At 68.2% G+C, this 25,643-nt stretch carries 25 protein-coding genes and 1 riboswitch; of the genes, 16 read left to right on the top strand and 9 right to left on the bottom strand.

Annotated features, from left to right (window positions below; translation table 11 throughout):
• Positions 1-34: 34 nt before the first annotated feature.
• Positions 35-124: riboswitch (ZMP/ZTP riboswitch) on the bottom strand.
• A 102-nt stretch (positions 125-226) separates the two neighbouring features.
• Genes FHR04_RS07510 through FHR04_RS07490 form a run of 5 tightly spaced genes read left to right on the top strand, consistent with a single transcriptional unit; the run spans position 227 to position 4,308 of the window.
• Positions 227-961, top strand: coding sequence for a TVP38/TMEM64 family protein (locus FHR04_RS07510; RefSeq protein ID WP_139402113.1), 735 nt, complete (start codon positions 227-229; stop codon positions 959-961).
• Between the two features lie 57 nt (positions 962-1,018).
• Entirely contained in the window at positions 1,019-2,107 is a 1,089-nt protein-coding gene (purM, locus tag FHR04_RS07505) for a phosphoribosylformylglycinamidine cyclo-ligase (RefSeq protein ID WP_139402111.1), read from the top strand.
• Entirely contained in the window at positions 2,104-2,844 is a 741-nt protein-coding gene (locus FHR04_RS07500) for a histidine phosphatase family protein (protein ID WP_139402109.1), read from the top strand. Before purM ends, FHR04_RS07500 begins: the two co-directional genes overlap by 4 nt.
• On the top strand, positions 2,841-3,770 hold the full coding sequence (gene meaB, locus FHR04_RS07495; RefSeq protein WP_039684822.1) for a methylmalonyl Co-A mutase-associated GTPase MeaB: 930 nt from the start codon (positions 2,841-2,843) through the stop codon (positions 3,768-3,770). The genes FHR04_RS07500 and meaB overlap by 4 nt, the downstream gene beginning before the upstream one ends.
• A gap of 10 nt (positions 3,771-3,780) precedes the next feature.
• On the top strand, positions 3,781-4,308 hold the full coding sequence (locus FHR04_RS07490; protein ID WP_139402107.1) for an isoprenylcysteine carboxyl methyltransferase family protein: 528 nt from the start codon (positions 3,781-3,783) through the stop codon (positions 4,306-4,308).
• A 12-nt stretch (positions 4,309-4,320) separates the two neighbouring features.
• Here the strand turns inward: FHR04_RS07490 and FHR04_RS07485 are convergent, their stop codons facing one another.
• On the bottom strand, positions 4,321-4,899 hold the full coding sequence (locus tag FHR04_RS07485; protein ID WP_139402104.1) for a hypothetical protein: 579 nt from the start codon (positions 4,897-4,899) through the stop codon (positions 4,321-4,323).
• 167 nt (positions 4,900-5,066) lie between these two features.
• On the opposite strand from FHR04_RS07485, the gene FHR04_RS07480 reads away from it, so the two are divergent.
• On the top strand, positions 5,067-6,239 hold the full coding sequence (locus FHR04_RS07480) for an MFS transporter (RefSeq protein ID WP_139402102.1): 1,173 nt from the start codon (positions 5,067-5,069) through the stop codon (positions 6,237-6,239).
• Between the two features lie 281 nt (positions 6,240-6,520).
• On the opposite strand, the gene FHR04_RS07475 is transcribed toward FHR04_RS07480, so the two are convergent.
• Entirely contained in the window at positions 6,521-8,002 is a 1,482-nt protein-coding gene (locus tag FHR04_RS07475; RefSeq protein WP_139402100.1) for a glycoside hydrolase family 13 protein, read from the bottom strand.
• A gap of 40 nt (positions 8,003-8,042) precedes the next feature.
• Positions 8,043-9,350 (bottom strand): CCA tRNA nucleotidyltransferase, encoded by a 1,308-nt coding sequence (locus FHR04_RS07470; protein ID WP_139402099.1) that lies wholly within the window; start codon positions 9,348-9,350, stop codon positions 8,043-8,045.
• A 153-nt stretch (positions 9,351-9,503) separates the two neighbouring features.
• On the opposite strand from FHR04_RS07470, the gene FHR04_RS07465 reads away from it, so the two are divergent.
• The gene (locus FHR04_RS07465; protein ID WP_139402097.1) at positions 9,504-9,968 is read left to right on the top strand and encodes a universal stress protein; all 465 of its coding nucleotides are present in this window, start codon (positions 9,504-9,506) and stop codon (positions 9,966-9,968) included.
• Between the two features lie 10 nt (positions 9,969-9,978).
• Positions 9,979-10,893 carry a lactate/malate family dehydrogenase gene (locus FHR04_RS07460; protein ID WP_139402095.1) on the top strand — a complete coding sequence of 305 codons (915 nt, stop codon included), beginning with the start codon at positions 9,979-9,981 and terminating at the stop codon, positions 10,891-10,893.
• On the opposite strand, the gene FHR04_RS07455 is transcribed toward FHR04_RS07460, so the two are convergent.
• From FHR04_RS07455 to FHR04_RS07445, 3 genes are read right to left on the bottom strand one after another with little or no spacing between them, the layout of a single operon-like run.
• Positions 10,862-12,022 carry an LptA/OstA family protein gene (locus FHR04_RS07455; RefSeq protein ID WP_139402092.1) on the bottom strand — a complete coding sequence of 387 codons (1,161 nt, stop codon included), beginning with the start codon at positions 12,020-12,022 and terminating at the stop codon, positions 10,862-10,864. The two genes, FHR04_RS07460 and FHR04_RS07455, sit on opposite strands and share 32 nt — an antisense overlap.
• Positions 12,023-12,032: 10 nt before the next feature.
• Positions 12,033-12,926 carry an LptA/OstA family protein gene (locus FHR04_RS07450; protein ID WP_139402073.1) on the bottom strand — a complete coding sequence of 298 codons (894 nt, stop codon included), beginning with the start codon at positions 12,924-12,926 and terminating at the stop codon, positions 12,033-12,035.
• Between the two features lie 58 nt (positions 12,927-12,984).
• Positions 12,985-13,593: a hypothetical protein gene (locus tag FHR04_RS07445; protein ID WP_039684805.1), complete on the bottom strand. Its 609-nt coding sequence runs from the start codon at positions 13,591-13,593 to the stop codon at positions 12,985-12,987.
• Between the two features lie 123 nt (positions 13,594-13,716).
• On the opposite strand from FHR04_RS07445, the gene FHR04_RS07440 reads away from it, so the two are divergent.
• The 5 genes from FHR04_RS07440 (at position 13,717) to thrS (ending at position 18,280) form a co-directional block, all read left to right on the top strand.
• Positions 13,717-14,505 (top strand): TatD family hydrolase, encoded by a 789-nt coding sequence (locus tag FHR04_RS07440; RefSeq protein WP_139402072.1) that lies wholly within the window; start codon positions 13,717-13,719, stop codon positions 14,503-14,505.
• A 31-nt stretch (positions 14,506-14,536) separates the two neighbouring features.
• Complete coding sequence (locus tag FHR04_RS07435; protein ID WP_139402070.1) at positions 14,537-14,851, top strand: PadR family transcriptional regulator; 315 nt, start codon at positions 14,537-14,539, stop codon at positions 14,849-14,851.
• Entirely contained in the window at positions 14,848-15,453 is a 606-nt protein-coding gene (locus FHR04_RS07430; RefSeq protein ID WP_139402068.1) for a hypothetical protein, read from the top strand. Before FHR04_RS07435 ends, FHR04_RS07430 begins: the two co-directional genes overlap by 4 nt.
• The gene (locus FHR04_RS07425; protein ID WP_139402066.1) at positions 15,450-16,106 is read left to right on the top strand and encodes a hypothetical protein; all 657 of its coding nucleotides are present in this window, start codon (positions 15,450-15,452) and stop codon (positions 16,104-16,106) included. Before FHR04_RS07430 ends, FHR04_RS07425 begins: the two co-directional genes overlap by 4 nt.
• Before the next feature lie 224 nt (positions 16,107-16,330).
• Positions 16,331-18,280, top strand: coding sequence for a threonine--tRNA ligase (gene thrS, locus FHR04_RS07420; RefSeq protein WP_139402064.1), 1,950 nt, complete (start codon positions 16,331-16,333; stop codon positions 18,278-18,280).
• Positions 18,281-18,334: 54 nt separating this feature from the next.
• On the opposite strand, the gene FHR04_RS07415 is transcribed toward thrS, so the two are convergent.
• Entirely contained in the window at positions 18,335-19,366 is a 1,032-nt protein-coding gene (locus FHR04_RS07415) for a DsbA family protein (protein WP_249039022.1), read from the bottom strand.
• A 156-nt stretch (positions 19,367-19,522) separates the two neighbouring features.
• Here FHR04_RS07415 and folE point away from each other — a divergent pair, with 156 nt between their 5' ends.
• Positions 19,523-20,152, top strand: coding sequence for a GTP cyclohydrolase I FolE (gene folE, locus FHR04_RS07410; protein ID WP_039684798.1), 630 nt, complete (start codon positions 19,523-19,525; stop codon positions 20,150-20,152).
• A gap of 66 nt (positions 20,153-20,218) precedes the next feature.
• Here folE and glmU read toward each other — a convergent pair whose 3' ends face one another.
• A complete protein-coding gene (gene glmU / locus FHR04_RS07405; protein ID WP_139402062.1) occupies positions 20,219-21,685 on the bottom strand; it encodes a bifunctional UDP-N-acetylglucosamine diphosphorylase/glucosamine-1-phosphate N-acetyltransferase GlmU in 1,467 nt (488 codons plus the stop codon).
• A 103-nt stretch (positions 21,686-21,788) separates the two neighbouring features.
• Between glmU and FHR04_RS07400 the strand changes: the two genes are divergently transcribed.
• Entirely contained in the window at positions 21,789-22,757 is a 969-nt protein-coding gene (locus FHR04_RS07400; RefSeq protein WP_375782551.1) for an asparaginase, read from the top strand.
• Positions 22,758-22,825: 68 nt separating this feature from the next.
• On the opposite strand, the gene FHR04_RS07395 is transcribed toward FHR04_RS07400, so the two are convergent.
• Positions 22,826-23,548, bottom strand: coding sequence for a zinc ribbon domain-containing protein (locus FHR04_RS07395; protein WP_039684794.1), 723 nt, complete (start codon positions 23,546-23,548; stop codon positions 22,826-22,828).
• 144 nt (positions 23,549-23,692) lie between these two features.
• On the opposite strand from FHR04_RS07395, the gene FHR04_RS07390 reads away from it, so the two are divergent.
• On the top strand, positions 23,693-25,537 hold the full coding sequence (locus tag FHR04_RS07390; RefSeq protein ID WP_139402058.1) for an ABC transporter ATP-binding protein: 1,845 nt from the start codon (positions 23,693-23,695) through the stop codon (positions 25,535-25,537).
• Positions 25,538-25,643 lie beyond the last annotated feature (106 nt).

The following is a 25,643-nucleotide window of genomic DNA, read 5'->3' as shown; positions in this document are numbered from 1 at the left end:
AAGAATGTCGGAACGTTCCGCCGTGTTGCGGTGAACGTCAGACCCAGGCGCGCGATCAATTCGAAAGTCGGAAAGCGGCTTCCCCGTGGTTGGCCCACGTTCAGCGCCAGTTGCCGCCCGCTGTGGGGCACAGCATAACGCAAGGCGTGGGGGCGGGCCGCGCCCTGGCCCTGGCTCATCCATTGGTGGGGCGCGGCCCACACCCCCGGCCTCTACACTGGCAGGGATGACCGCCGCCCGTCGCCCCCCGCGCCACCTGCGCCTGCTGCTGATGGCGGTGCTGGCGGCGCTGCTGCTGGGCACCTTGCTGCTGCCCGAGGTGCGGGCTTTTCTGGCGCGCGGTTACGCGGCCCTGATCGCCCAGGATCCGGCAGTCACGCACGCCTTCGTGCGCTCGCTGGGCTGGGCCGGGCCGGTGGCGATTCTGGTGGCGTACGTGATTCAGGCGGTGATTCCAGTGCTGCCCTCGCTGGTGCTGACCGCAGTGACGGTGCGGGCCTACGGGCTGGTGGCGGGCTTCGTGCTGGTGTTTGCCGGGGCGCTGCTGGGCGCGGCGGCGGGCTACGGCCTGGGCCGCGCGCTGGGCGAACCCATGGTGCGGGCGCTGGCCGGGGAAACGGCGCGGACGCGGGCGCAGGACTTCATGAACCGGCACGGCGCGCAGGGCGTGCTGCTGGTGCGCCTGATGCCGGTGCTGCCCGCCGAGGTGCTGAGTCTGGTGGCCGGGGCGGCGCGCATGGGCTTTCGCCCGTTCATGCTGGCGACGGCGGTGGGGGTGCTGCCGGTCACGCTGCTGGTGGTGTGGCTCAGCGAATCGGCCCAGCGGCTGCTGTGGGGGCTGGCCCTGATGTCGCTGGTGGTGGGCGGCGTGGCCCTCGTGCGCTGGGGGCTGGCGCGGCACAGGGCGGCGGCAGGTGTCGTGGAGAGAGACCCGGTTCAGGACGCCCGGCCCAAGACCTGAGGCTCCGGCTCGGGTAAACTGCGCCCCATGCCCGCCCAAGCGCGGGGCAGGAGGACCATGACTCAGACCAACAGGGACGCCCCAGCCGCGTCCGCCTACGAACGCGCCGGCGTCAGCATCGATGCCGGACACCGCGCCGTGTCCCTCATGAAAGACGCTGTGGCCCGCACCCACACCCCCGCCGTGCTGGGCGGCCTCGGCGGCTTCGGGGGCCTGTTCAGCGCCTCGGCCTTTGCGGGCCTCGCGGACCCGGTGCTGGTGGCCTCCACCGACGGCGTGGGCACCAAGACCAAGGTGGCCGTGCGCCTGGGGCAGCCCGGCGGCCTGGGCGCGGACATCGTCAACCACTGCGTCAACGACATTCTGGTGCAGGGCGCGCGCCCGCTGTTTTTTCTGGATTACGTGGCGATGGGTCGGCTGGACCCCGAAGCGGTGGCTGCCGTGGTCACCGGGGCGGCGGGGGCCTGCAAGGCGCTGGGCGTGGCCCTGCTGGGCGGCGAGACCGCCGAGATGCCCGGCGTCTACGTGGACGGCGAACTGGACATCGTGGGCACGATTGTCGGGGTGGTGGACCGCCCGGCACTGGTGGACGGCTCGCGCATCGAGGCTGGCGACGCCGTGATCGCCCTGCCCAGCGCCGGGCTGCACACCAACGGCTTCTCGCTGGCGCGGCTGGCGCTGGACGGGCTGGACTGGCACGAGGAACGCGCCGATCTGGACGGGCAGACCCTGGCCGCCCTGCTGCCGGTCCCGCACCGCGCCTACGTGGCGGCCCACGACGCCCTGAAAGATGCCGGCGTGGACGTGCGCGGCATGGCCCACATCACCGGCGGCGGCCTGATCGACAACCCGCCGCGCGTGTTTCCGCCGGGGGTGGGCATGACCATCGACACCGCGTCGTGGACCGTGCCGCCGCTGTTCCGGCTGATCGTGCGGGAAGCGCAGGTGGACCGCGCCGAGGCCTTCCGCGCCCTGAACATGGGCGTGGGGTTCCTGTTCATCGTGCCTGCGGCCGAGGCGGACGCCGCCCTGTCGGCCCTGCGCGGCGCGGGCGAGCAGCCCTGGGTCATTGGGGAGATGGTGGCCGGGGAGGGCGTGACCCTTGGCGGCATTGATGGTGCGGGCGCTGACGGGGGGACCGGTTGACCTCCTCCACCAAACCCCGCACCCACAAGGGACGGCTGGCCCCCTTTGGCTTCACGCCGCCGGACCGCCGCAGCGCCACCGAATTCTGGGTGGTGCGCCACGGCGAGAGCACCTGGAACACCGAGGGCCGCTACCAGGGGCAGGCCGACGTGCCGCTGAGCCACGTCGGCATTCTCCAGGCCGCCAGCCTGGCCGAGCGCCTGACCGGGCAGCACTTCGACGCGGTGTACACCAGTGACCTGCGGCGCGCCGCCCAGACGGCCGAGGCGGTGGCCGAACGCCTGGAAGGACCGCCCCCCGTGCAGGGCGATCCCGGCCTGCGCGAGATCGACGTGGGCGAACTGTCGGGCCTGGTGATCGCGGACATCCGTGAGCGTCACCCCGACTATCTGGAAGCCCTCAAGGCCGATCCCTGGGCCACCCGGCGGCCCGGCGGCGAGAGCATGGAAGACCTGTACGCCCGCAGCGGCGCGGCCTTCGAGGCCCTGCGCGCCCGGCATCCGGGGGGGCGCGTGCTGGTGTTCACGCACGGCGGCGTGGTGCGCGTGGCGGTGGGGCTGGCGCTGGGCGGCGTCCCGGCCAACGCCTGGGCAAGATTGAGCGTCACCAACACCAGCATCACCCGCGTGCTGCTGGACGAGAACAGCGGCACGCTGCTGGGCTTCAACGACGACGCGCACCTGGAAGACCTGATCGAGGCCACCGAGGCCGACGACGTGCTGGGGCAGACGCAATGACCGCCCCCGCCCCGGACCTCGCCGCCCGCTACCAGGCCGGAGACCTGCGGGCGCTGGCAAGAGCGGTCACGCTGGCCGAGGCGGGGTTGCCCGCCGCGCGGCCCCTGCTCAAGATCGCCCGTTCGGGTGGAATTCGCTCGGTGGTGCTGGGCATCACCGGCAGCCCCGGCAGCGGCAAGAGCACCCTGACCGACGCCCTGATTGCGGAACTGCGGGCGCAGGGCAAACGGGTGGCGGTGCTGGCGGTGGACCCCAGCAGCCCGTATTCCGGCGGGGCGATTCTGGGCGACCGCATCCGCATGTTGCGCCACCACGCCGATTCCGGGGTGTTTGTGCGCTCGCTGGCCAGCCGGGGCGCGCTGGGCGGCCTGTCGGCCCGCACGATGGCGGTGCTGGCGCTGCTGGAGGGCGGCGGCTTCGACTGGATCATCCTCGAGACCGTGGGTGTGGGCCAGTCGGAGGTGGACGTGGCCGCCGCGTGTGACCACACCCTGCTGGTGGTCACGCCGGCCGGGGGCGACGGCGTGCAGGCGTTCAAGGCCGGCATCATGGAAATTGCGGACGTGATCGCCGTGAACAAGGCGGACCTGCCCGGCTCGTCGCGGACCGTGCGCGAGCTGACCTCGGCGCAGGCGCTGGGCTGGCACGACGAGCACACCTGGCTGGCCCCGGTGCGCAAGACCATCGCCTCGCAGGGCGAGGGGGTGGGCAGCGTGATCGAGGCCGTGCTGAAACACCGCGCCCATCTGGGCGAGGCGGGGTTGCAGGAACGCCGCCGCCTGCGCGCCGAGTTCGAGGTGCGCTCGCTGGTGCAGGAGCGCCTGCTGCGCCGCGCCCGCGACGCTGGCGGTGACCTTTACGCCCGCGTGGCGAAGGGCGAGCTGGACGCTGAGGCGGCGGCGGACGAGCTGCTCGGCGGTTCTTGAGCGTCGGTGGATGAAGGCCCGAACCCTTGCCCCCCTGCTGCTCGCCTTTCTGGGCGTTCAACGTCTGCTGGAACTGCGTCTGGCCCGTGCCAATGAGCGCTGGGCGCGTGAACACGGCGCGGTGGAATACGGGCAGGAGCATTACCCGCTGTTCTTCGTGCTGCATCCGGCGTGGATGGTCTGCACGTTTCTGGAAGGCCGCGCGTCCGGGCGGCGGGTCAACTGGCCCGCGCTGGCCCTGTTCGTGCTGGCGCAGCCACTCAGATACTGGGTGGTTCTCACTCTGGGCCGCTTCTGGAACACCCGCATCCTGATCGTGCCGGGGGGGCAGCGGGTCACGGGTGGCCCCTTCCGCGTCCTGAAGCATCCCAACTACGCGGTGGTGGTGCTGGAACTGCTCAGCGCGCCGCTGGCGGTGGGGGCGTGGCGCACGGCCATCGTCTTCTCGCTGCTGAACGCCGGGTTGCTGAGGCTGATCCGCATTCCGGCCGAGGAGCGGGCCTTGGCCCAGTACGCCGCCCCAGCTGAACGCACCTGATCTGCGGCCCGGTTATTCGGGACTGGGAAAACGCCGTTCGAGTTCCAGGCCTCTGGGCGTGTCGGCCAGTTGCAAGGCGGCGTGGACCGCCATGCCCTGCAGTTCCAGGCGGGTGCGGCCCCGAAAATTGCTGCGTTCCACCACGGCGGCCACCGCGCCCACGCTCCAGCCGCGTTTGGCGGCCAGCAGCGCAATCAGCAGCTCGGGCAGGCCGTCCTGCAGCTGCTGGGTCAGGATCACGGCGGTGTGCAGGTCTTCCGGCAGAGGGTTCGGTGTCGGCAGGGACCAGTGGTTGGGGTGTTCGTCCGGCACCTCCGCATCTTTGTGTCCTGAGTGATCACGAGCCACCGTGGGGTCCGCCGTTTCGTCCGGCTGGGCCAGGACCACCGGCGTGCCGCGCAGGCGGGCCAGTCCGCGCGCCATCCGCTCGGCGTCCGGCAGGGCGATCACCACGTCGAAGTCCGGCATCAGCCTGTCGAAGTGCTCCAGCACGGCGGTGCGGTCACGCAGGCTCAGGTCGCGCAGGCGGTCCTCAAACTGCGTCTCGCTGGGCAGCGCCTTGGTGATGACAGCGAGAAGCGTCTGGGCCATGCGCTCAGCCTAACGCTTCGGCGGGGCGGCGCAAACACTCTTTGTACACTGCCCCGCTGGCGTCGGGGGCAGCCGCCGGGGGCAGCGGCGATCTTCGGCCCGCCCGTGATCCTCCTGACCGGACAGCCCGCTGCCCGCCGCGCCCGGTGCAGAGTACTCTGCGTGGCATGCAGGTCCGTGCCAGCACCCCGACTCCCCTGATCCAGCACGGCACGGCCATTGCCCTGGCCGTCACGGCAGGCCACTTCATCAACGACGCCTACGGCGCGATGCTCACGCCGCTGATGCCCGCGCTGCAGAGCAAGTACGGCGTGAGCATCGCCGCCGTGACCCTGCTGTCCAGCGTCTACAGCCTGACCAGCAGCGTGATGCAGCCGCTGCTGGGCATCGTGGGCGAGAGCCTGGACCGCCGCTACGCCGCCGCGCTGGGGCCGCTGATGACGGGCCTGGGCCTGACCATGATGGGCTTCGTGCCGCTGTTCGGGGCGCTGATCCTGCTGGTGGCGGTGGCCGGCTTCGGCAGCGGCTTCTTTCATCCGGCGGGGTCCGCCTACGTGGCCCACAACAGCCCGCCGAACAAGCGAGGGTTGTGGGCCAGCATCTTCAGCGCGGGCGGCACGGCGGGCATGGCGCTGGGACCGGTCTTCGCGGGGGTGGGCCTGACGCACCTGCCGTGGTTCGCGCTGATCGGGGTGGTGTTCGCGGCCCTTACCTTCGCGGTTACGCCGTCCGGCACGCAGAAGGCCCGGAAATTCAAACTGCGCGAGTACGCCCAGATTTTCCGGGGGCCGATGCAGTGGCTGTGGGGCATGGCGGTGCTGCGCTCGCTGGCCAGCATGGGCTACAACACCATGCTGCCGTTCATGCTGTTTGCGCGCGGTTTCGGTCAGCGCGAGGTGGGCATCACCCTGGCCATCTACGCCATCGCCAGCGCCATCGGCGGCATTGTGGGCGGACGGCTGAGTGACCGCTACGGGCGCACCCCGGTGCTGCGCGCCGCCATCCTGACCACCATTCCGTTCTTCGCCGTGCTGATCCTGTCGCATCCCGGCCAGTGGTGGTTCTACCCGCTGACCTTCATGGTGGGCGCGGCAGTCAACGCCAGCATCCCGGTGGGCGTGGTCACCGCGCAGGAATATGCCCCGCAGCACGTGGCCGTGGCCAGCAGCATCATGATGGGCTTTTCCTGGGGTTTTGCGGGCCTGCTGATCTTCCTGGTGGGCCTGCTGGCCGACGCCACCACCCCCACCACGGCGGCGCTGGTCAGCATCAGCCTGCTGATTCCCAGCGCCGTGATCGCCTACCGCCTGCCGGAGCCGGAGAAAGCAGACTTCAGCTGAGGCTGGGTGAAGTGCCCCCTCCTGCCGTGGGAGGGGGCACTCTGTTTGCCGTTCGCTTGAGGCTCGGAAACAAAAGTGATGGTTTATACGGACTCCGATTGAAAGGTGTTGAAAATACCTGGAATCCGAGCGAGACTCGCAGAGCTGCGCTAGCAGAGGAAGAGCGTCCACATGGGCGTCTGTCCATGACGACAGCGAGAATGAGGAAAACATCCCTCCGGACGTGGAGTGGAGACATCGGAGCTGTCCCGATGTCTGTCGCGTTACAAACGGAATCCGTATTAGCCCTGCCCGGCCCACACCAGCACCACGCCGCCCCGCGCCGCGATTTCCAGCTCCGCACCCTCGGTCAGCTCGTAGGTCTGGCCGCTCAGCACGTCGCGGTACCGCCCCGCCTCCACGCCGCGCAGGGGGACGCGGGCCGGTTCCTGGGCGCAGTTCAGGGCCACGTAGGCGCAGCGCCCCTCATGGCAGCGGGCATACAGCAGCGACTCGCCCTCGGCGTGCAGCACCTCGAAATCCCCGCGTTGCAGCGGGCGGCTGGCGTGGCGGGCCGCCGTCAGCTTGCGCGTCAGCTCCAGCGTGTCGATGTCCCACTCTGAATCATTCCAGGGGAAGGCCCGGCGGCAATCGGGATCGGGGCCGCCGGGCAGGCCGATCTCGTCGCCGTAGTAGATGCACGGCGCGCCGGGGTAGGTCATCTGGAAGATGGTGGCGAGGCGGTAAGCCGTGGCGTCGCCGCCCACCGCCGTGATGAAGCGGGCCGTGTCGTGCGAGTCCAGCAGGTTCAGCTGGGCGGCCACGATTTCCGGGTGGTACATGCGGGCCACCTCGGTCATGCGGGCGGCGAAGGCCGGGGCGTCCACCGGGTCCACGCGGCCGGTGCCGCTGCGCTCGTTCATGGGGTGGTCCAGCGTGCGGGCGCCGAAAAAGGCCAGGCAGGGGCGGGTGAAGTGGTAGTTCATCACGGCGTCGAACTGATCGCCGCGCAGCCAGCGGTGGGCGTCGCCCCAGATCTCACCGACGATGTAGGCGTCGGCGTTGACCGCCTTGACGCGGCGGCGGAACTCCTGCCAGAAAGAATCGTCGTCGATCTCGTTGGGCACGTCCAGCCGCCAGCCGTCGATGCCGAAGCGGGTCCAGTACTCGGCCACCTCCCACAGAAAGTCGCGCACGGCGGGATTGTCGGTGTTGAACTTGGGCAGTGCCCGGTTGCCCCACCACGCGGCGTAGCCGGCAGGTTTTTCATCGTTGTAGGCGTGCAGCGGCCAGCCTTCGGGGTGGAACCAGTCGCGGTAGGCGCTGTCCTGACCCTGTTCCAAGAGGTCGTTGAACTGGAAAAACCCCCGGCTGCTGTGGTTGAACACGCCGTCCAGCACCACCCGCATGCCGCGCCCGTGGGCCTCGTCGATCAGCGCCCGCAGCGCCGCGTTGCCGCCCAGCATGGGGTCCACCTGAAAGTAGTCGTGGGTGTGGTAGCGGTGGTTGCTGGCCGACTGGAACACCGGGCAAAAATAGATGGCATTCACGCCCAGGCTCTGGATGTGGTCCAGCCGCTCGATGACGCCCCACAGGTCGCCGCCCATGTAACGGTTGAATTCCGGGGTGTCGCCCCACGGCTGCAGGTTCAGGCCGTTCACGCGTCCGCTGCGGGCAAAGCGGTCCGGAAAGATCTGGTAGAACACGGCGTCTTTCACCCATTCGGGGGTGGTGGGGTGGGCGGGCTGGGGGTGGGTGTGGGGGGCGTTCTGCACGGCGGTCATCTGCGCGCCAGCATAGCGGAGCGGGCCTGACAAAGGTCATTCAGCGGAGGCTGGCCCGCTCGCTCAGCCGCAGCACAAAGGCCCGCGCGTCCTCCTTGTTCCGGATCTCGTCCAGCGCCACCGCCTCGTTCAGCGCCCGCAGCACTTCGCCCACGCGCGGGCCGGGCGGGAGGTGCAGCAGCGCCATCACGTCCCCCCCGGTCAGCAGGGGAGGGGGCGGAGCGGGCCGGTCCTCCAGCGCCTCCAGCACGCGCCCCATGGCGACGGCGTAGGCGTGGCGGCTGGCCTCGGAACTGCTTGGGCCACGCGCGGCCTCGCGGTCCGCCAGCATCACCCACAGCAGGTCCGGCAGCAGGTCGCGGCGGCGGTGGACGAAGCGGCGGGCTTCCTTGTCCCCGGCGGGCAGCGGCACCATATGGGCCTCCACCAGTCGGGCGATGTGCCGGATGTCGTCTGCGGGCAGTTTCAGGCGGGTCAGCATCTGGGTGGTCAGCGCCGCGCCCAGCTTGTCGTGGCCGTAGAAGTGGGTGCGCCCCGTCTCGGCGTCTACCGTGTGGGAGCGCGGTTTGCCCACGTCGTGCAGCAGGGCGGCCCAGCGCAGCGGCAGCGGCGCGTCCGGCAGCCGGGCCAGAAGTTGATGCAGCGCCTCCAGTCCATGCTCGAACACGTCCAGATGGTGGAAACCGCCCTGCTGGAGGCCAATCCCCTCGCGCAGTTCGGGCAGGGTCAGGGCCAGCAGGCCCAGGTCTTCGAGGCGTTTCAAGCCGTGCGCGGCGTCCGGGTGCAGGAGCAGGGCGTGCACTTCGTCCCGGATGCGCTCGGCGGCAGGCATCCGCAGCGTGCTGTTCGCCAGTGCCGCCGCCACCTCGCGCACCACCCTTTCCGTCTCCGGCTCCAAGCGAAACCCCAGCGTGACCTCCAGCCGCACCGCCCGCCATGCCCGCAGCGGATCGGCCCGCAGGTTGGCCGCGCTGACCATCCGCAGCCGCCGCGCCCTCAGATCGGCCTGCCCGCCAGCCGGATCCAGAATCTTCTTTGCTTCGGTGACGGCCAGCGCGTTCACGGTGAAATCCCGCCGCAGCAGATCGTCGTTGAGGTCCGCCGGCAGCGGCACGAAGTCGTGATGGGCCTCGCCGTCCAGATGCACCCGCCAGTAGCCGCGTTTCTCGTCCAGCGGGAAGGCCGAGCCGCCCAGCGACTCCGCCATCGCCCGCGCCGCCGCGGCGGGGTCCGGCACCGCCCAGTCGTAATCTTTCGGCGGTGCGCCGCGCAGCCAGTCACGCGCCGCGCCGCCCACCAGCAGGCCGCCGGGCGGAAAGGGAGGCAGGGGAGGGCGGCGGCGGAACATGCAGACCATGCTAAGGGGCAGGGGAGGTTCAGACGGTGTGACCTGGGGGAAATGACCGTGCGGTGTAGTGATTCTCCCGGCCAGAGGCCTCCCCGCCAACCCTCAATCTTTTCCACCTTGCTTCCCACCCGCCCACGCGAGTAGGTTGCAGCCATGACCCAGACTGAACCGACACCAATTGGTTTTGCCAAGATCGCCGTGGGCGTGGACTTCTCGCCCTCCAGCCAGCATGCGCTGGCGGTGGCCCGCGCCCGCTTTCCCGGCGCGCAGATCCGGCTGCTGCACGTCACCGACGCCCGCGTGACCACCTCGCCGGACCTGATGGGCGGCGTGACCCCGGCGGTGTTCGACGCGGGGCTGCTCAGTTCCCTGGAGGACGCCGACGCCCAGCGGCTGGCCGCGATCATGCAGGGCAGTGAGGAAACCGAGCAACTGGTGGGCGATCCGGTGACCGGCATCGTGGAGGCCGCCGCCCGCTGGGGCGCGGACCTGATCGTGGTCGGCACGCACGCGCAGGGCGCGCTGGAGCATTTCTTCATCGGCAGCAGCGCCGAGAAGATCGTGGGCCGCAGCCCCATCCCGGTGCTGACCGTGCGTCTGCCGGATCGCCGCGCTTGAAGGTTGGCCTGTGAAAGTCGGCGTTGTCGGCGCGGGGCTGGTGGGGGCGACGGCCGCCTACGCCATGACCCTGCGCAATTCGTGCAGTGATCTGGTGCTGGTGGATCAGGACGGGGCCAGGGCGCGGGCCGAGGCCCAGGACATCGCCCACGCCGCCCCGATCAGCCACGGGGCGCGGGTGGGCAGCGGCGACTACGCGGCGCTGGAGGGCAGCCGGGTGGTCATCATCGCCGCCGGAGCCAACCAGAAGCCCGGCGAGAGCCGCACCGACTTGCTGGACAAGAACGCCGACATTTTCCGGCAAGTCATCCCGCAGGTGGCCGCGCACGCGCCCGGCGCGGTGCTGCTGATCGCCACCAACCCGGTGGACGCGCTGACCGATCTGGCGGTCTCTCTGGCCCCCGGACACGCGGTGATGGGGTCCGGCACGGTGCTGGACAGCGCCCGGCTGCGCTGGCTGATCGCGCAGCATGCCGGGGTGGACGCCACCAACGTCCATGGCTACGTGCTGGGCGAGCACGGCGACAGCGAGGTCATCGCCTGGAGCAGCATGGCGGTGGCCGGGCTGCCGGTGGCCGACTTCATGGCGGCGCGCGGCCTGCCGTGGACCCCGGAGATCTGCGCGGAGATCGAGACGGGCACGCGCGACGCCGCCGCGAGCATCATCGGTGGCAAGCGGGCCACCTACTACGGCATCGGCGCGGCGCTGGCGCGGATCACCGAGCGCGTGCTGGGGGACCGCCGCGCTGTGCTGACGGTCAGCGCCCCCACCCCCGAATACGGCGTCAGCCTCAGCCTGCCGCGCGTCGTGGGGGCGGGCGGCATCGAGGCCAGCGTGATGCCCCGCCTGACCGACGAAGAAAAAGCCGCACTGGAGCGCAGTGCGGCGGCGCTCAGGGCGTCGGTGGCAAGGCTGGGCCTGTAGGCCCAAGCGGCGAGGCATTGGGGTCAGTGTCCGGGTCCGACGTCTCTGAAGGCGTGCTGGGAGGCAGTGGGCGCGCTGTGGGCGCCGTGGCCGGGGCGGTGGTGGCCCCGCCGCCCGGCGTGTCTCCTTCCACGAATTCCCCGGTGATGGTGCCGCCCTCGGCCTTCACCGCGTAGACCTCGTTCCGGTCGAGGTCGTACAGGATCATCCCGGCGCGCAGGGTGTCGCCGCCCTTGACGCTCACGGCGGGCTGCTCGGGCGTGCCGATCAGGCGGGCCAGGTTCGCCGCGTCGTCGTACTCCACCCGCCCGGCCCGGCTGACGCGCCCGCCCTCGCTGTTCAGGACCACGTTGCCTACCAGCGTGGTCTTCTCCTCGTCCACGTTGACCTCGATCCGCTCGCTGCTGCCGGTCAGCGGGTCCGTCTCGTTGGCCCGCCGGAAGGTGACTGGCCCCTCGATGCGGGCGATGCCGTCCGTCTCGTCGTAGACCAGTTTCTGACCCTTCAACTCGGTCTTGCCCTGGGTGACAAACACGGTGTCGGGGGCGGGTTTGGGGGTGGCCTGAACCTCACAGCGGGTCAGGCGGTCTGTGGCATCCGGCGGCACCTCGTCCGGGTTCAGGAAGCGCGCGGTCCCGGCGCTGGCCTCCACCCGTCCGTCGCTGCCGTCCTCGCCGTCTTTAGGCTGCTGCTGCGTGACCACCGCCAGCGGCACGCGGATCACGTTCTTGTCGATGGTGATCCGCACGCCGCCTGGCCCGGTCTCGCTGAAGACGGCCAGCGTGGGCGCGTCTTCCGGGTCGGCCTCCTGTGGGCTGCACAGGGCGAAGATGCCCGTCTCGTCGCTGCTTCCCGTCCGCACGATGCGGATGCGCCGCTCCTGGCCGTCGGTGTCGCTCTTGCGGACCAGTTCCAGGCTGGAGGTCTCCGCGCCCGGTTCGACTTCTTCTGTCGGCGTCTCCGTGGCGGGCGGGGCGCTCTGGTCCGGCACGGCTGGCGTCGCTGGGGCCACCGGCGAGGCGGGCGGCTGGGCCGGCGCGGCGTCCTGCGCCAGCACCCACACCGGCAGCGCCGCGCCCACGGTCAGGGCCAGCGTGACCAATCCCCTTGCGAATCCAGAGCGCTGCATAGGCCCTAGCTTACTTCTCGCCGCTCAGCTTGAACTGCTCGACTGGAATCTTGTACGCCGAGTTCAGCGCGCGCACGCGGCCCAGATCGGTGCGCTGTTCCAGGTAGCCGCTGGCCGGGGCGCGCACCGTGACCTTGCTCTTGCTGTCCACGCTGACCGCGTTGCCCACCACGTAGGCCACGTTCTTGCGGTCGTCGTAGTAGACCGCGTTGCCGGTGGTGGTCTGGGTGCCCTGGACCAGCTTGACGCCGCCCGACACGTACAGTGTCTTGGTCTTGGTCAGCGCCCGGACCTCCTGCCCGGTGATGGTCAGTTCCTTCTGATTGGCCTTGGCGGCGCGGGTCAGGCTGGGCGAGCCGGTCATCTGGGCCAGCTCCTTGTCCTCGTCGAAGATCAGCTTGTCGGCCCGGCCGGTCTGGTTGCCGTTGGTCAGGCGCACGTTGCCGGTGCTGGTGGAGATGTTGTTGTCCACGTCCAGGCTCATCTGCGAGGCGTTGATGTTCACCTTGTCGCCGTCCTCCTTGTCCTCGGGGACGAAGGTGGCGCTGGGGTTGCCGCTCAGAACGCCCTGCCCGGTGGCCTCGCTGTAGGCCAGGGCGGTGCCCGAGGCGCTCAGGCGGCCACGTTCCACCTGCACGTTGCCGGTGAAGTTGGCGGTGCGCTTGCCTTTGGCCTCGATCAGCGGGGTGCCCTGGGGCGCAGCCAGCACAGCTTGCGAGGCCTGAATATTGAGGGTACTGACCGTCGCCTTGACCGGGTTGCCGCTGTAGGTCAGTGGGCCATTGCGCAGGTCGCCTCGGGGGCCGCCCTGAATGGTAATCAGGCGCTTGCTGGTGTCGGCCTGGGCGAAAGCGAGAGAAGCGCCCAGCAGGGCAAAAAGGGTGAATTTCTGGACGTTTTTCATGGCGGAACTCCTTGAAAAGTGGAGAGGATTGAAAAGGATCAAGTGTGACTGCGTAGGGTCAGATGGGCACGCGCTGACCGTTGCGACAGGTTTCGGTGGCATCGATGTTGAAGGTGGTGGTGGAGCGCTCGTTGTCCGAATCCTCGATATTGAAGTCGAAACTCATTCGCATCTTCTCCACGTGGCCGGTGAGGTTGGGCGAGTCAATGTCGGCCACTGGCGTCGAGAAACCGTACCCCTGCTCGATCCTGACTGGCTGCTCTGGTGTTCCCTTCATCACGATGTCCGCACACTGCTTGACCAGCGTGACCCGTGCCTGACGGGTGGTTATGTCGTCCTGCCCGTCGATGGTCAGCCGGGGCGCGTCGAGCGTGGCGTCCAGCGTTTCGCGGCCGGTTAACTTGCCGCTGGCGTCGCGTTCCTTGAGAACCCGCTTGCCGCCAGAAATCCCGGTCAGTACCGTTTCGTTGGACACGGGGTTGCTGCTGACGTTCTGCGCCGAAAAGCTCCAGACCGCGTCCGGGTCCCGTGCGGGAAACAGACGCAGTTCCACGCCACGCAAGGTGGCGTCCGTCTTCGCTCCGCCCCGGTCTGCGCCCGGCAAGAAGGCGAAGATCAGGGCGAAGGCAAGGATCGCCAGCAGCGCGTAGAGGCCCGTTTTCTGCACGCGGGCACTCTAGCGTCCGGCCCTCATGAGAGTGGTGGGCCTGGGATGGGCGCGGTGGGGGACGGCGGGGGCACAGCGGTGCAGGCTGGGGCTGCCCCGCTCATACCGCTTACCCTGTCAGTCATGATCGACACCCACTGCCACCTCGACTACCTGGACGATCCGGCCTCCGCACGCGGGGAGCTGGGCCTCAGCGCGATGGTCTGCATCGGCGCCAGTCCCGAACATGCCCGCAAGGCGGTTGCCCTGGCCGAACAATTCCCCGACGTGTACGCCACCGTCGGTCTGCACCCCACCGACACTGGGGAGGACACGCCAGAAGCCCGGCAGGAGTTGGAGGCGCTGGCCTGTCATCCGCGCGTGGTGGGCCTCGGCGAGAGCGGGCTGGACGACTACTGGGACGATACGCGGCGGGCCGCGCAGCGCAGCGCCTTCGAGTGGCAACTGGAACTCGCGCAGCGTGTGGGCAAGCCGCTGGTGATTCACACCCGCGACAAGGCCGGGCAGGAGAGCGCCCACCGGGGCGTGATGGACGTGCTGGGCGGGTGGCCGGACGTGCCGGTGATCCTGCACTGCTTCAGCGGTCACCCGGAGCTGCTGCGCTTCGGCCTGGAGCGCGGCGAGCACACCTATTTCGGCTTCGCGGGCAATACCACATACAAGAACGCCCACGAGATTCACGCCGCCGCCCGCACCCTGCCCCTGGAACGGATGCTGCTGGAAACCGACGCCCCCTTTCTGGCCCCGGTGCCCAAACGCGGCAAACCCAACCGTCCCGGCTACGTGCGTCACACGCTGGATTTCATCGCCAACCTCCGAGAGATGCCTGCTGACACGTTGGAGCGCATGACGGACGCGAATGCACGGCGGGTGTACGGGCTTGAAAGCCATTCGTCCGATACCTCTCGTTGAGATACATCGAAAATAGAGGTATGCTGCGGCCATGAACACCCGCGAGCAGTTGCGCCTGTTGATCCTGGCGGTGCTGGAACGGCAGCCAGAACACGGCTATGCCATTGCCCAGGCGATCAAGGCACGCAGCGACGGCCTGCTGAATGCCCGTGAGGGCACCCTGTACCCGGCATTGCACGCGCTGGAAGCCGAGGGTATGGTGGAAAGCCACGAACATGAAATCGGCGGGCGGGTGCGCCGCGAGTACCGCCTGACACAGAAGGGCGGTGGGGCGCTGGCGAAATCGCGCCGCCAATGGGAACAGCAGGTGCGGGCGGTGGGCGCGGTGATCGGGGGGCCGGTATGAAAGCCAGCGAATGGCTGGTGCGGGCCACGCAGGACCTGCCCGCCGGGGTCACGGCCCGCGTCAAGGCCGACACGCTGGCCCACTTGCAGGACGCGGGAGTGGATGAAGGCGCGGACGTGCGCCCCTTGCTAGGCAGACCGGACGACACGGCGGCGGAGTTGCGGCGGCTGTACCTGACGAATGACGAGTGGCTAGAGTTGCTTACTGGCGGCAAAAATCGCCAGGGCTTTAACCTGAGTGATTGGCCGCTTCTGGGCGCACCTATGCTGCTGTGGTTGGTATCGAGTTCCAATGACGCGTTCTTCCATGTTCCATTTCACGGTGTCTGGTCTGTTCGAGGACTTCTTCTGTTGCTCGTCGTCGTGACGCTGTGGCTGACGCAGCGTCTTCACCCGGTCCGTCGCAGAAAATGGCGGCTGTGGATGTTCATGGTGTGCTTCATGTTCATTCAATGGCCCACCGCTACGGAACTTCTGTTCGGTGGACGTAGCTGGCTGGCCCTGCCCGTCCTGACATTGTGGCTGGCTTACGGCACCAGAGTTCAGCTTGGCCGAGACGCCCGCCTTGCCCGCACGCTGGCCCTGGAAGGAGAACAGGCATGAGTTCAGAGTTGCAACGCTGGCTGGACATCGTGACAGGCGTATTCCCGCATGAAACCGCCACCCGCCTGCGTCGCGAGCTGGAGGCCCACGCCAGGGAGACCGCGCAGATGCTCCAGGCTGAAGGCCACCCGAATCCCGAAGCGGCGGCTCTGCATGCGCTAGGCAACGCGCGGGAAGTTCGGCGCAGGCTGGAAGAAACGCATTTTACGCGGGCCGAGGTGGAGTGGCTCTGGCAGGATTCGGCCACACGCCGCGTGCTGGAACGGGGCTTTTATCCGGGTGGATGGTGGCGACTCTTCAACTTCGTGGCCGCCGTACTTGTCCTCTCGCTCCCTCTGATCAATCTGCAATTGAACGGAACGTTCAGCTGGACAAATACGCTGATCTACTGGGGGTTTGCCGTGGTGGCCGTCCTGATGGAGCGTTTTGTAATCATCAGATTCTCCAGCGTGGCCGCCGCGATTCTCTGGCGGGTGCTGAGTGTGGTGGCTGTTCCAATCTGGACGATGCTGTTCCTGTTTCTTTTCAAGCCTCACAATATGGGTTGGGGTGAGCTTCTGGTCACCGCCCTGGCTCAATGCGGGGTTCTTTATTTTTTACGGCCCAGGGCAGCTCTGAGCCTGCTACCCAAAGCTCTGCGGAACGCCGCCTGACCCCGGCTTGCCCCGCCCACCCCCAACCCGCTATCCTGGCCCCATGAAGTCACGCGCCCATCACTCCGGTCTGGTGATGGCAGCCGTGTGGCGGCGGATGCCCCAGCACCTCGGTCTGAACACGCGAACTCCACGCGCCTGAAAGCCTTTTACCGGTTTTCAGGCGTTGTGCTGACCTCGCGGCCAGACCGGGCTTTTTTGTGCTCAACCAAGGAGTTAAAACCATGCACGTTTCTCTTCCCGATGGAAAACAACTGGAATTACCGCAGGGCGCCACCGCCCTCGACGCCGCACAGGCGATTGGCCCCCGGCTGGCCCAGGACGCCCTGGCCGCCACCGCCAACGGCGTGCTGACCGATTTGCAGACCCCGCTGCCCGACGGCGCCGAGATCAGCCTGATCACCAAGAAGAATCCGGGGCAGGCGCAGAGCGTCTTCCGGCACTCGCTGGGCCACGCCATGAGTCAGGCGGTGGGCGAGTACTACGAGCGCAAGGGTTATCCCCGTGAGGCGGTCAAGCGCGGCGTCGGCCCCAGCATCGAGAACGGCTTTTACCAGGACTTTGACCTGCCCGAACCGCTCAGCGAGGAGGAACTGCCCGAGATCGAGAAGATCATGCGCGAGATCATCGGGCGCGGGCTGGACATCACCCGCAGCGAGGTCAGCAAGGCGCAGGCGCTGGAGCAGTTCGGCTTCGATCCTTACAAGGTGGAGCTGATTTCCGAGCTGCCGGACGATCAGCCCATTACCTTCTACACGCAGGGCGACTACGTGGACCTGTGCCGGGGGCCGCACTTCCCGAACACGGGCAAATTGCCCACGGCCTTCAAGCTGACCAGCACCAGCGGCGCGTACTGGCGCGGCAACGAGAAGAACCCGATTCTCCAGCGGGTGTACGGGGTGGCCTTCGCCTCGCAAAAAGAGCTGGACGAATACCTGGAGCGGCTGGAAGAGGCCAAGCGGCGCGATCACCGCAAGCTGGGCCGCGAGCTGGAACTGTTTACCATCGATCCGCTGGTGGGCAAGGGCCTGCCGCTGTGGCTGCCCAACGGCACGATCCTGCGCGAGGAGCTGGCGGCCTTTCTCAAGGAGCAGCAGTTCCAGCGCGGCTACCAGGGCGTCATCACCCCCAATATCGGCAATCTGGAGCTGTACAAAACATCCGGGCATTACCAGAACTACTCCGACAGCAACTTCTCGCCCATCACCGTGGACGACGAGCAGTACATGCTCAAGCCGATGAACTGCCCGCACCACGTCCGCATCTACGACAGCAAGCCGCGCAGTTACCGTGACCTGCCGGTACGGCTGGCCGAGTTCGGCACGGTCTACCGCTACGAGCAGTCCGGCGAGCTGAACGGATTAACGCGGGTGCGCGGCTTCACGCAGGACGACGCCCACATCTTCTGCCGCCCGGATCAACTCAAGAAAGAGTTTCTGGACGTACTGGACCTGACCGTGCTGGTGTTGCGCACCTTCGGCATGAACGACGTGCGCTTCCGCGTCGGCACCCGTGACCCGGAGGACGACAAGTACGTGGGCGACGCCGCCAACTGGCAACTGGCGGAAGACCAGATTATTCAGGCCGTGGAGGAAGTGGGCCTGCCCTACAGCATCGAGCCGGGCGACGCCGCCTTCTATGGCCCCAAGCTGGACTTTGTGGTCAAGGACGTGCTGGGCCGCGAGTGGCAGCTGGGCACCATTCAGGTGGATTACAACCTGCCCGAGCGCTTCGACATCTCATATGTGGGCGAGGACGGTCAGGATCACCGCCCGGTGATGATCCACCGCGCCCCCTTCGGCAGCCTGGAACGTTTCGTGGGCATCCTGATCGAGCATTACGCCGGGGACTTTCCGCTGTGGCTGGCCCCGCGCCAGATCGCCATCGTGCCCATCGCGGATCGCCACAATGCCTACGCCGAGGAACTGCGCGCCGAGTTGCACGCGGCGGGTCTGCGCGCCGAGGTGGACGACAGCTCCAACCGGATGCAGGCCAAGGTGCGCAACGCCGAACTGTCCAAGATTCCCATGATTCTGGTGGTGGGCGACAAAGAGCAGGAGGCCCGGCAGGTCAGCACCCGTGAGCGCTGGCCCGACGGCCACCGCGAGCGCAAGGGCGTGCCCTTTGACGAGCTGAAGACCGAGCTGCTGGAACGCTACAAGAGCCGCAGCTAGCCGCAAAGGGGGAGAGGCCGCCTGCCGGGGAACCGGGGGCGGCCCTTTTGCCGTTTAACGGAACGCCCTGAGTCGCCCCTCGATCACAGTCCCGGCGCTGGGCACGGCGCGGGTCACGGCCAGCACCGCTTGCTGTTCCTCCGCGCTGCGTTCCAGCAGCCTGATGCCGTTCAGATAGACCGTCGGCGTGCCGCTCACGAAGGCGGTTTCCTTGCTGGCCAGCTGCCGTTTGATTTCGGCCTGGGTGGTGTGTTTGCCCATGCACGTTTTGAAGGCGGCGACGTTCAGCCCGCCCTCTTTGGCGTAGAGGGCAAATTTCTCGGTGGCCCTGACAGTCTCCAGACGGGTCCACTGGTTGAAACGCTCGAACAGACGGTCCGAGTACGGCCAGAACTGCCCCTGGGCGGCGGCGCACTCGGAGGCTTCGGCGGCGGCGAAGGCATTCTTGTGGAAATCCAGCGGAAACTGGTGGTACACGACGCGGTACTGGCCCGGCTGTTTGCGCCATCCCGCCAGATCGCCGGTCCACAGGTCCTGGCAGTACGGACACTGAAAGTCGCTCATGAGGTGGATGACGTTGGGGGCGCTGGCCTGCCCGGTCACGTTGGCGCTGCGGGGAAAGGTGCTTTCGGGCAGGATGTTGAGGGTCAGGTACGCCTTCCAGCCCACTCCGGTTCGCCGCAACGCGAGGACACTGGTGCCGTACTCGTCGGCCACATCGACAATTCCCCGGAGAGCAGACATCAGAACGCCCGGCGAGGTCAGGTTTTTTTGCAGTTCTGGCAGGTCCTTCTCGGTCATGTCCCAGGCCACGCCGAACCCGCGTGCCAGGTCGGCGGTGTTGGTGGTCTCCACCAGCACGCCCACCACCCGCTCGGCCACCACGTCCAGCGTGAAGGTGGTGTCTTTCTTCCTGAAGACATGGCCCGCAGCGGTGTACCCCGCCAGCAGCGGCTGTTTCGCCGTGACCTGCGGCGTCTGCCACAGTTGCGCCTGCGCGCCGCAGCCCAGCAGACTGGCGCCCAGCAAGAGAAGGTGCAGACCACGCACAGGGACGGCAGAACCGGAGGAGAGGGAGAAAGGCACGCCCCCGATTCTAGGCTGGCTGGTGAGACAAGTGAGGCAAGGATGCCGCCGGGTCCGCTGGGGGGCAGGGGGGCAGGGGGGCAGGACAGGCTGACGATGTTGGACTTTTAACCGAAGTTACGTTCAATCCGCCAGGCCACACCCCATACTGGCCCGATGACCACGAACGTCCCCGATGTCGACATCGCCGCTGATCCGTTCATGCAAGAAGAGCTGGAACTGCCTGGCCTGAGCGCCCTGACCGGGCAGTGGCTGGCGGCAGTGGGCGAGGATCCGCAGCGCGAGGGCCTCTTGAAGACCCCCCACCGCGTGGCCAAGGCCTGGAACTTCCTGACCGACGGCTACCGCATGACGCTGGAGGAGGCCGCCGGAAACGCCGTCTTCGAGGCCGAGGGCAGCGAGATGGTGATCGTCAAGGACATCGAGTTCTACTCCATGTGCGAGCATCACATGCTGCCCTTCTACGGCCGTGCGCACATCGCCTATATCCCCGACGGGAAGATTCTGGGCTTGAGCAAGTTCGCGCGCATCGTGGACCTGTATTCCCGCCGCCTGCAGGTGCAGGAGCGCATCACCACGCAACTGGCCGACGCCGTTCAGGAACTGCTGGACCCCAAGGGCGTGGCCGTGCTGATGGAAGGCACCCATCTGTGCATGGCGATGCGCGGCGTGCAGAAGCAGAACTCGTCCACCACCACCAGCGCCATGCGCGGCGTGTTCCGCGACGACCCGCGCACCCGCGGCGAGTTCATGAGTGCGGTGCAGACAACGTTGCGTTCGCGCTGACACGCAAGACGAACACAGGAGGGGGGGGCATGTCGGTTGTCATGGCCCCCCCTCCTGTGTCTTGCTTTATTCCTGCCGTTCCAGCCAACCGGCCAGCCACGGCAACTTTTTCTGCACCTTGTCGCGCAGGCCGCCCCAGTAGCGCCGGGACCAGCCCTCGATGTTGCGCTGTTTGCCACGGGCCACGGCCATCGCGCCCTCCGGGACGTCGTCGTGGACGGCACTTCCAGCGGCGATAAAGGCGGCGTCGCCCACCGTGCGCGGGGCGATGATGGTGCTGTTGCTGCCGATGAAGACGCCCGCGCCGACCACGCTGGGATGCTTGTTGACGCCGTCGTAGTTGGCGACAATGGTGCCCGCGCCGACGTTGGTCTCCGCGCCGATCTGAACGTCGCCCAGGTAGGCCAGATGTCCGGCTTTGACCCCGGCGTCCAGCCGCGCGTTCTTGGTCTCCACGAAGTTGCCGATATGCACGCCCTCGCCCAGCACGGTGCCGGGGCGCAGGCGGGCAAACGGCCCGACGTCGCTGCCGGCGCCGACGTGCGCGCCCTCCAGCACGCTGTGGGCCTTGACCACCACCCCAGCCTCCAGCACGCTGTCGGTGACGACGCTGTAGGCCCCCACGGTCACGTTCTCGCCCAGCACCGTCTGGCCGCGCAGGATCACGCCGGGTTCCAGGGTCACGTCACGGCCCAGGACCACACTGTCCTCAATGCTGATGCGCTCGGGGTCTTGCAGGGTCACGCCCGCGCGCATGTGCCGGGCGTTGATGCGGCGGCGCAGGATCATCTCCAGGTCGGCCAGACCCGCGCGGTCATTCGCGCCCATCACCTCGTCGGGGTCCGTGAGCTTGAAGGCGTGGGCGGCCTCGCCCTCGGCGCGGTACAGGCCCAGCAGATCCGTCAGGTAATACTCGCCCGCCGCGTTGTCGTTGCCGATGCGGTGCGCCAGTTCCCCGGCCCGCGAGTCCATCAGGTACACGCCGCTATTAAACTCGCCCACCCGTTCCTGCTCGGGCGTGGCGTCCTTCTGTTCCACGATGCGTTCCACCTCACCCTGCGCGTCGCGAATGATGCGCCCGTAGCCGGTGGCGTCGGGCAGTTCCCCGGTCAGCAGGGTCAGGGCGCTGCCCCGCGCGCGGTGGTCCTCCAGCATGGCCTCCAGCGTCGTGGAGCGCAGCAGCGGCGTGTCGCCGTACAGGACCAGCACGTCGGCGTCCTCCTGGCCGCCTGCGGGCAGCGCTGCGCTCAGGGCGTCGATGCCGCACAGGAAGGCGTGGCCCGTGCCCAGCCGCTGCTCCTGGCGGGCGAACATCACGTGCTGAGTGGCCAGCGCCGCTTCCACCTGCTCCGCGCCGTGCCCGGTCACCACCACCACGTTGCGTGCGCCCAGCGCCTGCGCCGCCTTCACAGCCCAGGTCACCATCGGGCGGCCTGCCACGGGGTGCAGCACCTTGGGAAGGGCCGAGTTCATGCGGGTTCCCTGACCCGCCGCAAGGATTACCACGTCCAGCGGACGTCTATATGCAGTCATTCCATTTCACCTTTGCGCCAGTGTAATGCAAGCGGTCTGGGCGGGGTGAGCCGCTGCCCAGACTGGTGGCCGCCGCGTCCGGTCAGCCTTCACAATGCTGTTCATGCAGCGTCCCATGAAATGTCTGGCCGTCATCCACACCGGCGGCACCATTGCCAGCCGGCCCAGTCCCGACGGGCGCGGCCTGACCCCCCAGCAGGCCCCCAGCGTGCCGGGGCTGGGCGGGGTGGAGGTCCATGATTTCCGGCCCTTCAACCTGCCCAGCCCGCACATTACGCCCGCGCACATGCTGGAGCTGGCGCACCTGATCCGCCAACTTGCGCCCGGACATGATGGAATCGTGGTTACCCACGGCACCGACACGCTGGAGGAGACGGCCTTCGCCCTGCACCTGCTGCTAGACACGCCCACGCCGGTGGTGCTGACCGGCAGCATGCGGCACGCGGGTGAGGTGTCCTGGGACGGCCCGGCCAACCTGCTGGACGCTGCCGGGGTGGCGCTGCACCCCCAGAGTGCCGGACGCGGTCCGCTGGTGGTCTTCGGCGGCGACATCTTCGACGCGCGCACCGTGACCAAGGTGCACACCACCGCCGTGGACGCGTTCGGCGGCTATCCCGGTCCGATCGGGCGAATTGACCGAACCGAGGACGCGGCCCACGTCCGCTTCTTCGCCACCCCCGAACGGCGCCGCACCTACGCGCCGAGCCGCCTGGACGCCCGCGTGGACATTCTGTACGCCTACGCGGGCTGGCGCGGCGAGGGCTACGCCGGGGCACAGGCCGGGGCGGACGGCATCGTGATCGCGGCTCTTGGCACCGGCAACCTGCCTGCAGAGCTGTTGCCGCTGATCGCCGCCACCCAGCAGCCTGTGATTATTGCCACCCGCACGCACGCCGGACCCGTCCTGCCGGTCTACGGCTACGCGGGCGGCGGCGCGACGCTGGTGCGGGCCGGGGCCATCCCCGCCAGCTTCCTGAACGCGCACAAGGCCCGCATCCTGCTGCTGACGCTGCTGGGATCGGGCCTGGGGGAACAGGAAATCCGGGAAGTCTTTGAAGAAGCTGGATTCTAGGGCGTCGGGAGGGAAGCAATGGGATAGAGGCAAACAGCCTGAGTCCTTTTCCCTGCTCCCCGCCCCAGTTAGTCCAGGTCCAGCCGGATCAGGAATCGGCCGCAGGACGGGCACTTCACGGGGGGCAGCTTGCCCAGCGCGGCCTTCTGCTGCACGTTGACGGGCAGGACCACGTTGCAGCCGGTGCAGCGTCCGTTCCGGATCTCCACCACGCCCAGGCCCTTCTTGGCCTTGCGGATCATGTCGTACTCGCGCACGGTGCGGGCGTCCAGATCGCTGACCAGCCCGGCACGTTCCTGGCGGTCCGCTTCGCCCTGGGCGCGCAGGTCCTGAATACGCGACTCGTCCTTTTCCTCCATCTCGTTCAGGCTGGGGCGCAGGGCGCGGTGCTGGGCGCGCAGGTCGGCGGCGCGTTCGTTCAGCTCGCGCTGGCGCTCGCGCAGGGGCAGCAGGTCCTCTTCCATCTCGTCGGCGCGCTCGCCGAGTTGCTGAATCCGGCTGCCGTACTGGCTCTGGGCGCGGGCGTCGAAGGCGTTCTTTTCCTGCTCCTCAGCGGCGCGGGCGATCTGCTCGCGGGTGCCGCTCAGGTCCTGCTCCTGCTGGCGGACGCGCCGGTCCACGCCTTCCAGGGTAATCTCGGTGTCTTCCAGGTCGTTGTTGAGGCGTTCCTGCTCGGCGCGGGCGGCCCGCAGGTCATCGGGGAAATTCTGTTCCTCGTCGCGCAGACGGTCAAGGCCCAGGTCAAGTTCCTGAACGCGGTGCAGGCGACGGAGGGGGGAAAGATCAGTCATCACCCGCCAGTGTACCTCCCAATGGCCGGGGCCGGTTCCGATGGGGCAAGAAAACGTGAGCACGCGCGTGCCTGCCTGACCGCCAGCATGGGCTTGGTCATCTTTCCGGCCATCTGACCCCGCGCACAGGCGTACCCTGCACCCATGTTCTCGCGCCCTGGCCGTCCCACCTCCACCCGTGACCCCGACGCGCCCCGTCCCAAACGCGATCCCCGGCAACTGATGCGGCTGCTGGCCTACGCCAGACCCTACCGCGTCATCTTCATTCTGGGCGCGCTGGCCACCCTGATTTCCAGCGGCCTGAATCTGGTGTTTCCGCTGCTGTTCGGGCGGCTGATCGACGCCTCGTTCCTCAAGGTGGGCAGCACCGACACCGGCCCGCTGGACCGCACCGTGCTGCTGCTGCTGGGCATTTTCGCGCTGTCGTCGCTGTTTGGGGCGGCGCAGTCGTACCTGCTTTCAAGGGTGGGGGCAGGCGTGGTGGCGGACCTGCGGCGTTCGCTGTTCTCGCATCTGCTCACGCTGTCGCCGCGCTTTTTTGGGGATCACAAGACCGGTGACCTGACCAGTCGCCTGACCGCCGACGTGGGGACCGTGCAGACCGTGACCAGCACGGCGCTGGCGCAGCTGGCCGCGCAGTCGGTCAGTCTGGTGGGGGCCGTGATCCTGCTGGTCCTGACCAGCGCCCGCCTGAGCCTGCTGACGCTGGCCGTGATCCCGCTGATCATCGGCACGGCCATCTTCATCGGGCGGCGCATCCGCCGGGTCAGCCGTGAGGTGCAAGACGCCGTGGCCGCCGCCAACGCCAACGCCGAGGAGGCCATCAGCGGCGTGCGCGTGGTCCAGAGCTTTACCGCTGAAGGTGTAGAGCGCCACCGCTACGGCCAGGGCATCGTGGTCAGCTTCCTGGCCGCGCTGCGCCGCGCCCGCCTGCAGGCCCTGATGGGCGGCGTGATGAGCTTCCTGACCTTCGGGGCGCTGGCGGTGGTGCTGTGGTACGGCGGACGGCAGGTGATGGCCGGCAGCATGACCCCCGGCAATCTGGTGACCTTCCTGATTTATGCGCTGCAGGTGGGCGGCACGGTGGCCGCGCTGACCGGTATCTTCAACCAGTTTCAGGAGGCGCTGGGCGCGTCGAGCCGTATTTTCGAGCTGATGGACGAGCGCAGCGATCTGCCGGCCCCCGCCGCGCCGCTGCCGCTGGCCCGCGCCGAGGGCCGGGTGGAGTTCCGCGACGTGAGCTTCACCTACGACGGCGATTCGGCGTTTGAGGGCGCGGCGGTCCTGCGGCACATCAACGTGGACGTGCCGGCTGGTCAGGTCGTGGCCCTGGTCGGTCCCAGCGGCGCGGGCAAGACCACCTTCGTCAATCTGATTCCGCGCTTCTGGGACGTGACCGGCGGCTCGCTGCGCGTGGACGGCCAGGACGTGCGCGAGTACCCGCTCACGGATCTGCGCGCCCAGGTGGGGCTGGTGCCGCAGGAAACGCTGCTCTTTTCCGGCACCGTACGCGAGAACATCCTGTACGGCCGCCCCGACGCTTCGCCGGGGGAGGTGGAGGCCGCCGCAAAAGCCGCCAATGCCCACGACTTTATTCGCGCCTTCGAACACGGCTACGAAACGGTGGTGGGCGAGCGCGGCGTCAAGTTGTCCGGCGGTCAGCGCCAGCGCGTCGCCATCGCCCGCGCGATCCTCAAGGACCCGCGCATCCTGATTCTGGACGAGGCCACCAGCGCCCTGGACAACGAATCCGAATCGCTGGTGCAGGCCGCGCTGGAACGCCTGATGCAGCACCGCACCACCTTCGTGATCGCCCACCGCCTGTCCACCATCCGCAACGCGGACCGCATTCTGGTCATGAATGCCGGGGAAGTGGTCGAGGACGGTACGCATGCCGAACTGCTGGCCAGGGGCGGGTTGTACCGCGACCTGTACGAACTGCAGTTCCGCCAGGAGCAGGAAGCGCAGGCCGAACTGGTCCAGGGGTAAGGGGCCTCGCCCGGCCTACGCTTCGGCGCTGGGACTTGCAGGTTTTGAAGGCGGATGATACTATCCTTCTCGCGCCGGAAACGGCCCGCCACCTTGCGCCCAAACG

The sequence above is a fragment of the Deinococcus radiopugnans ATCC 19172 genome (assembly GCF_006335125.1).
Taxonomy (GTDB): domain Bacteria; phylum Deinococcota; class Deinococci; order Deinococcales; family Deinococcaceae; genus Deinococcus; species Deinococcus radiopugnans.
The sequence above is the reverse complement of the archived record's forward strand: the minus strand, read 5'-3'. Positions and strand labels throughout refer to the sequence as shown.

Excerpts from the sequence above, each read along its gene's own strand:
- FHR04_RS07465 (WP_139402097.1), top strand. The coding sequence starts at position 9,504 with ATGACCCAGACTGAACCGACACCAATTGGTTTTGCCAAGATCGCCGTG.
- FHR04_RS07450 (WP_139402073.1), bottom strand. The coding sequence starts at position 12,926 with ATGAAAAACGTCCAGAAATTCACCCTTTTTGCCCTGCTGGGCGCTTCT.
- folE (WP_039684798.1), top strand. The coding sequence starts at position 19,523 with ATGACCACGAACGTCCCCGATGTCGACATCGCCGCTGATCCGTTCATG.
- FHR04_RS07400 (WP_375782551.1), top strand. The coding sequence starts at position 21,789 with ATGCAGCGTCCCATGAAATGTCTGGCCGTCATCCACACCGGCGGCACC.
- FHR04_RS07475 (WP_139402100.1), bottom strand. The coding sequence starts at position 8,002 with ATGACCGCCGTGCAGAACGCCCCCCACACCCACCCCCAGCCCGCCCAC.
- FHR04_RS07435 (WP_139402070.1), top strand. The coding sequence starts at position 14,537 with ATGAACACCCGCGAGCAGTTGCGCCTGTTGATCCTGGCGGTGCTGGAA.
- purM (WP_139402111.1), top strand. The coding sequence starts at position 1,019 with ATGACTCAGACCAACAGGGACGCCCCAGCCGCGTCCGCCTACGAACGC.
- FHR04_RS07455 (WP_139402092.1), bottom strand. The coding sequence starts at position 12,022 with ATGCAGCGCTCTGGATTCGCAAGGGGATTGGTCACGCTGGCCCTGACC.
- glmU (WP_139402062.1), bottom strand. The coding sequence starts at position 21,685 with ATGACTGCATATAGACGTCCGCTGGACGTGGTAATCCTTGCGGCGGGT.
- FHR04_RS07390 (WP_139402058.1), top strand. The coding sequence starts at position 23,693 with ATGTTCTCGCGCCCTGGCCGTCCCACCTCCACCCGTGACCCCGACGCG.
- FHR04_RS07485 (WP_139402104.1), bottom strand. The coding sequence starts at position 4,899 with ATGGCCCAGACGCTTCTCGCTGTCATCACCAAGGCGCTGCCCAGCGAG.
- meaB (WP_039684822.1), top strand. The coding sequence starts at position 2,841 with ATGACCGCCCCCGCCCCGGACCTCGCCGCCCGCTACCAGGCCGGAGAC.
- FHR04_RS07430 (WP_139402068.1), top strand. The coding sequence starts at position 14,848 with ATGAAAGCCAGCGAATGGCTGGTGCGGGCCACGCAGGACCTGCCCGCC.
- FHR04_RS07440 (WP_139402072.1), top strand. The coding sequence starts at position 13,717 with ATGATCGACACCCACTGCCACCTCGACTACCTGGACGATCCGGCCTCC.
- FHR04_RS07470 (WP_139402099.1), bottom strand. The coding sequence starts at position 9,350 with ATGTTCCGCCGCCGCCCTCCCCTGCCTCCCTTTCCGCCCGGCGGCCTG.
- FHR04_RS07480 (WP_139402102.1), top strand. The coding sequence starts at position 5,067 with ATGCAGGTCCGTGCCAGCACCCCGACTCCCCTGATCCAGCACGGCACG.
- FHR04_RS07395 (WP_039684794.1), bottom strand. The coding sequence starts at position 23,548 with ATGACTGATCTTTCCCCCCTCCGTCGCCTGCACCGCGTTCAGGAACTT.
- FHR04_RS07425 (WP_139402066.1), top strand. The coding sequence starts at position 15,450 with ATGAGTTCAGAGTTGCAACGCTGGCTGGACATCGTGACAGGCGTATTC.
- FHR04_RS07490 (WP_139402107.1), top strand. The coding sequence starts at position 3,781 with ATGAAGGCCCGAACCCTTGCCCCCCTGCTGCTCGCCTTTCTGGGCGTT.
- thrS (WP_139402064.1), top strand. The coding sequence starts at position 16,331 with ATGCACGTTTCTCTTCCCGATGGAAAACAACTGGAATTACCGCAGGGC.
- FHR04_RS07510 (WP_139402113.1), top strand. The coding sequence starts at position 227 with ATGACCGCCGCCCGTCGCCCCCCGCGCCACCTGCGCCTGCTGCTGATG.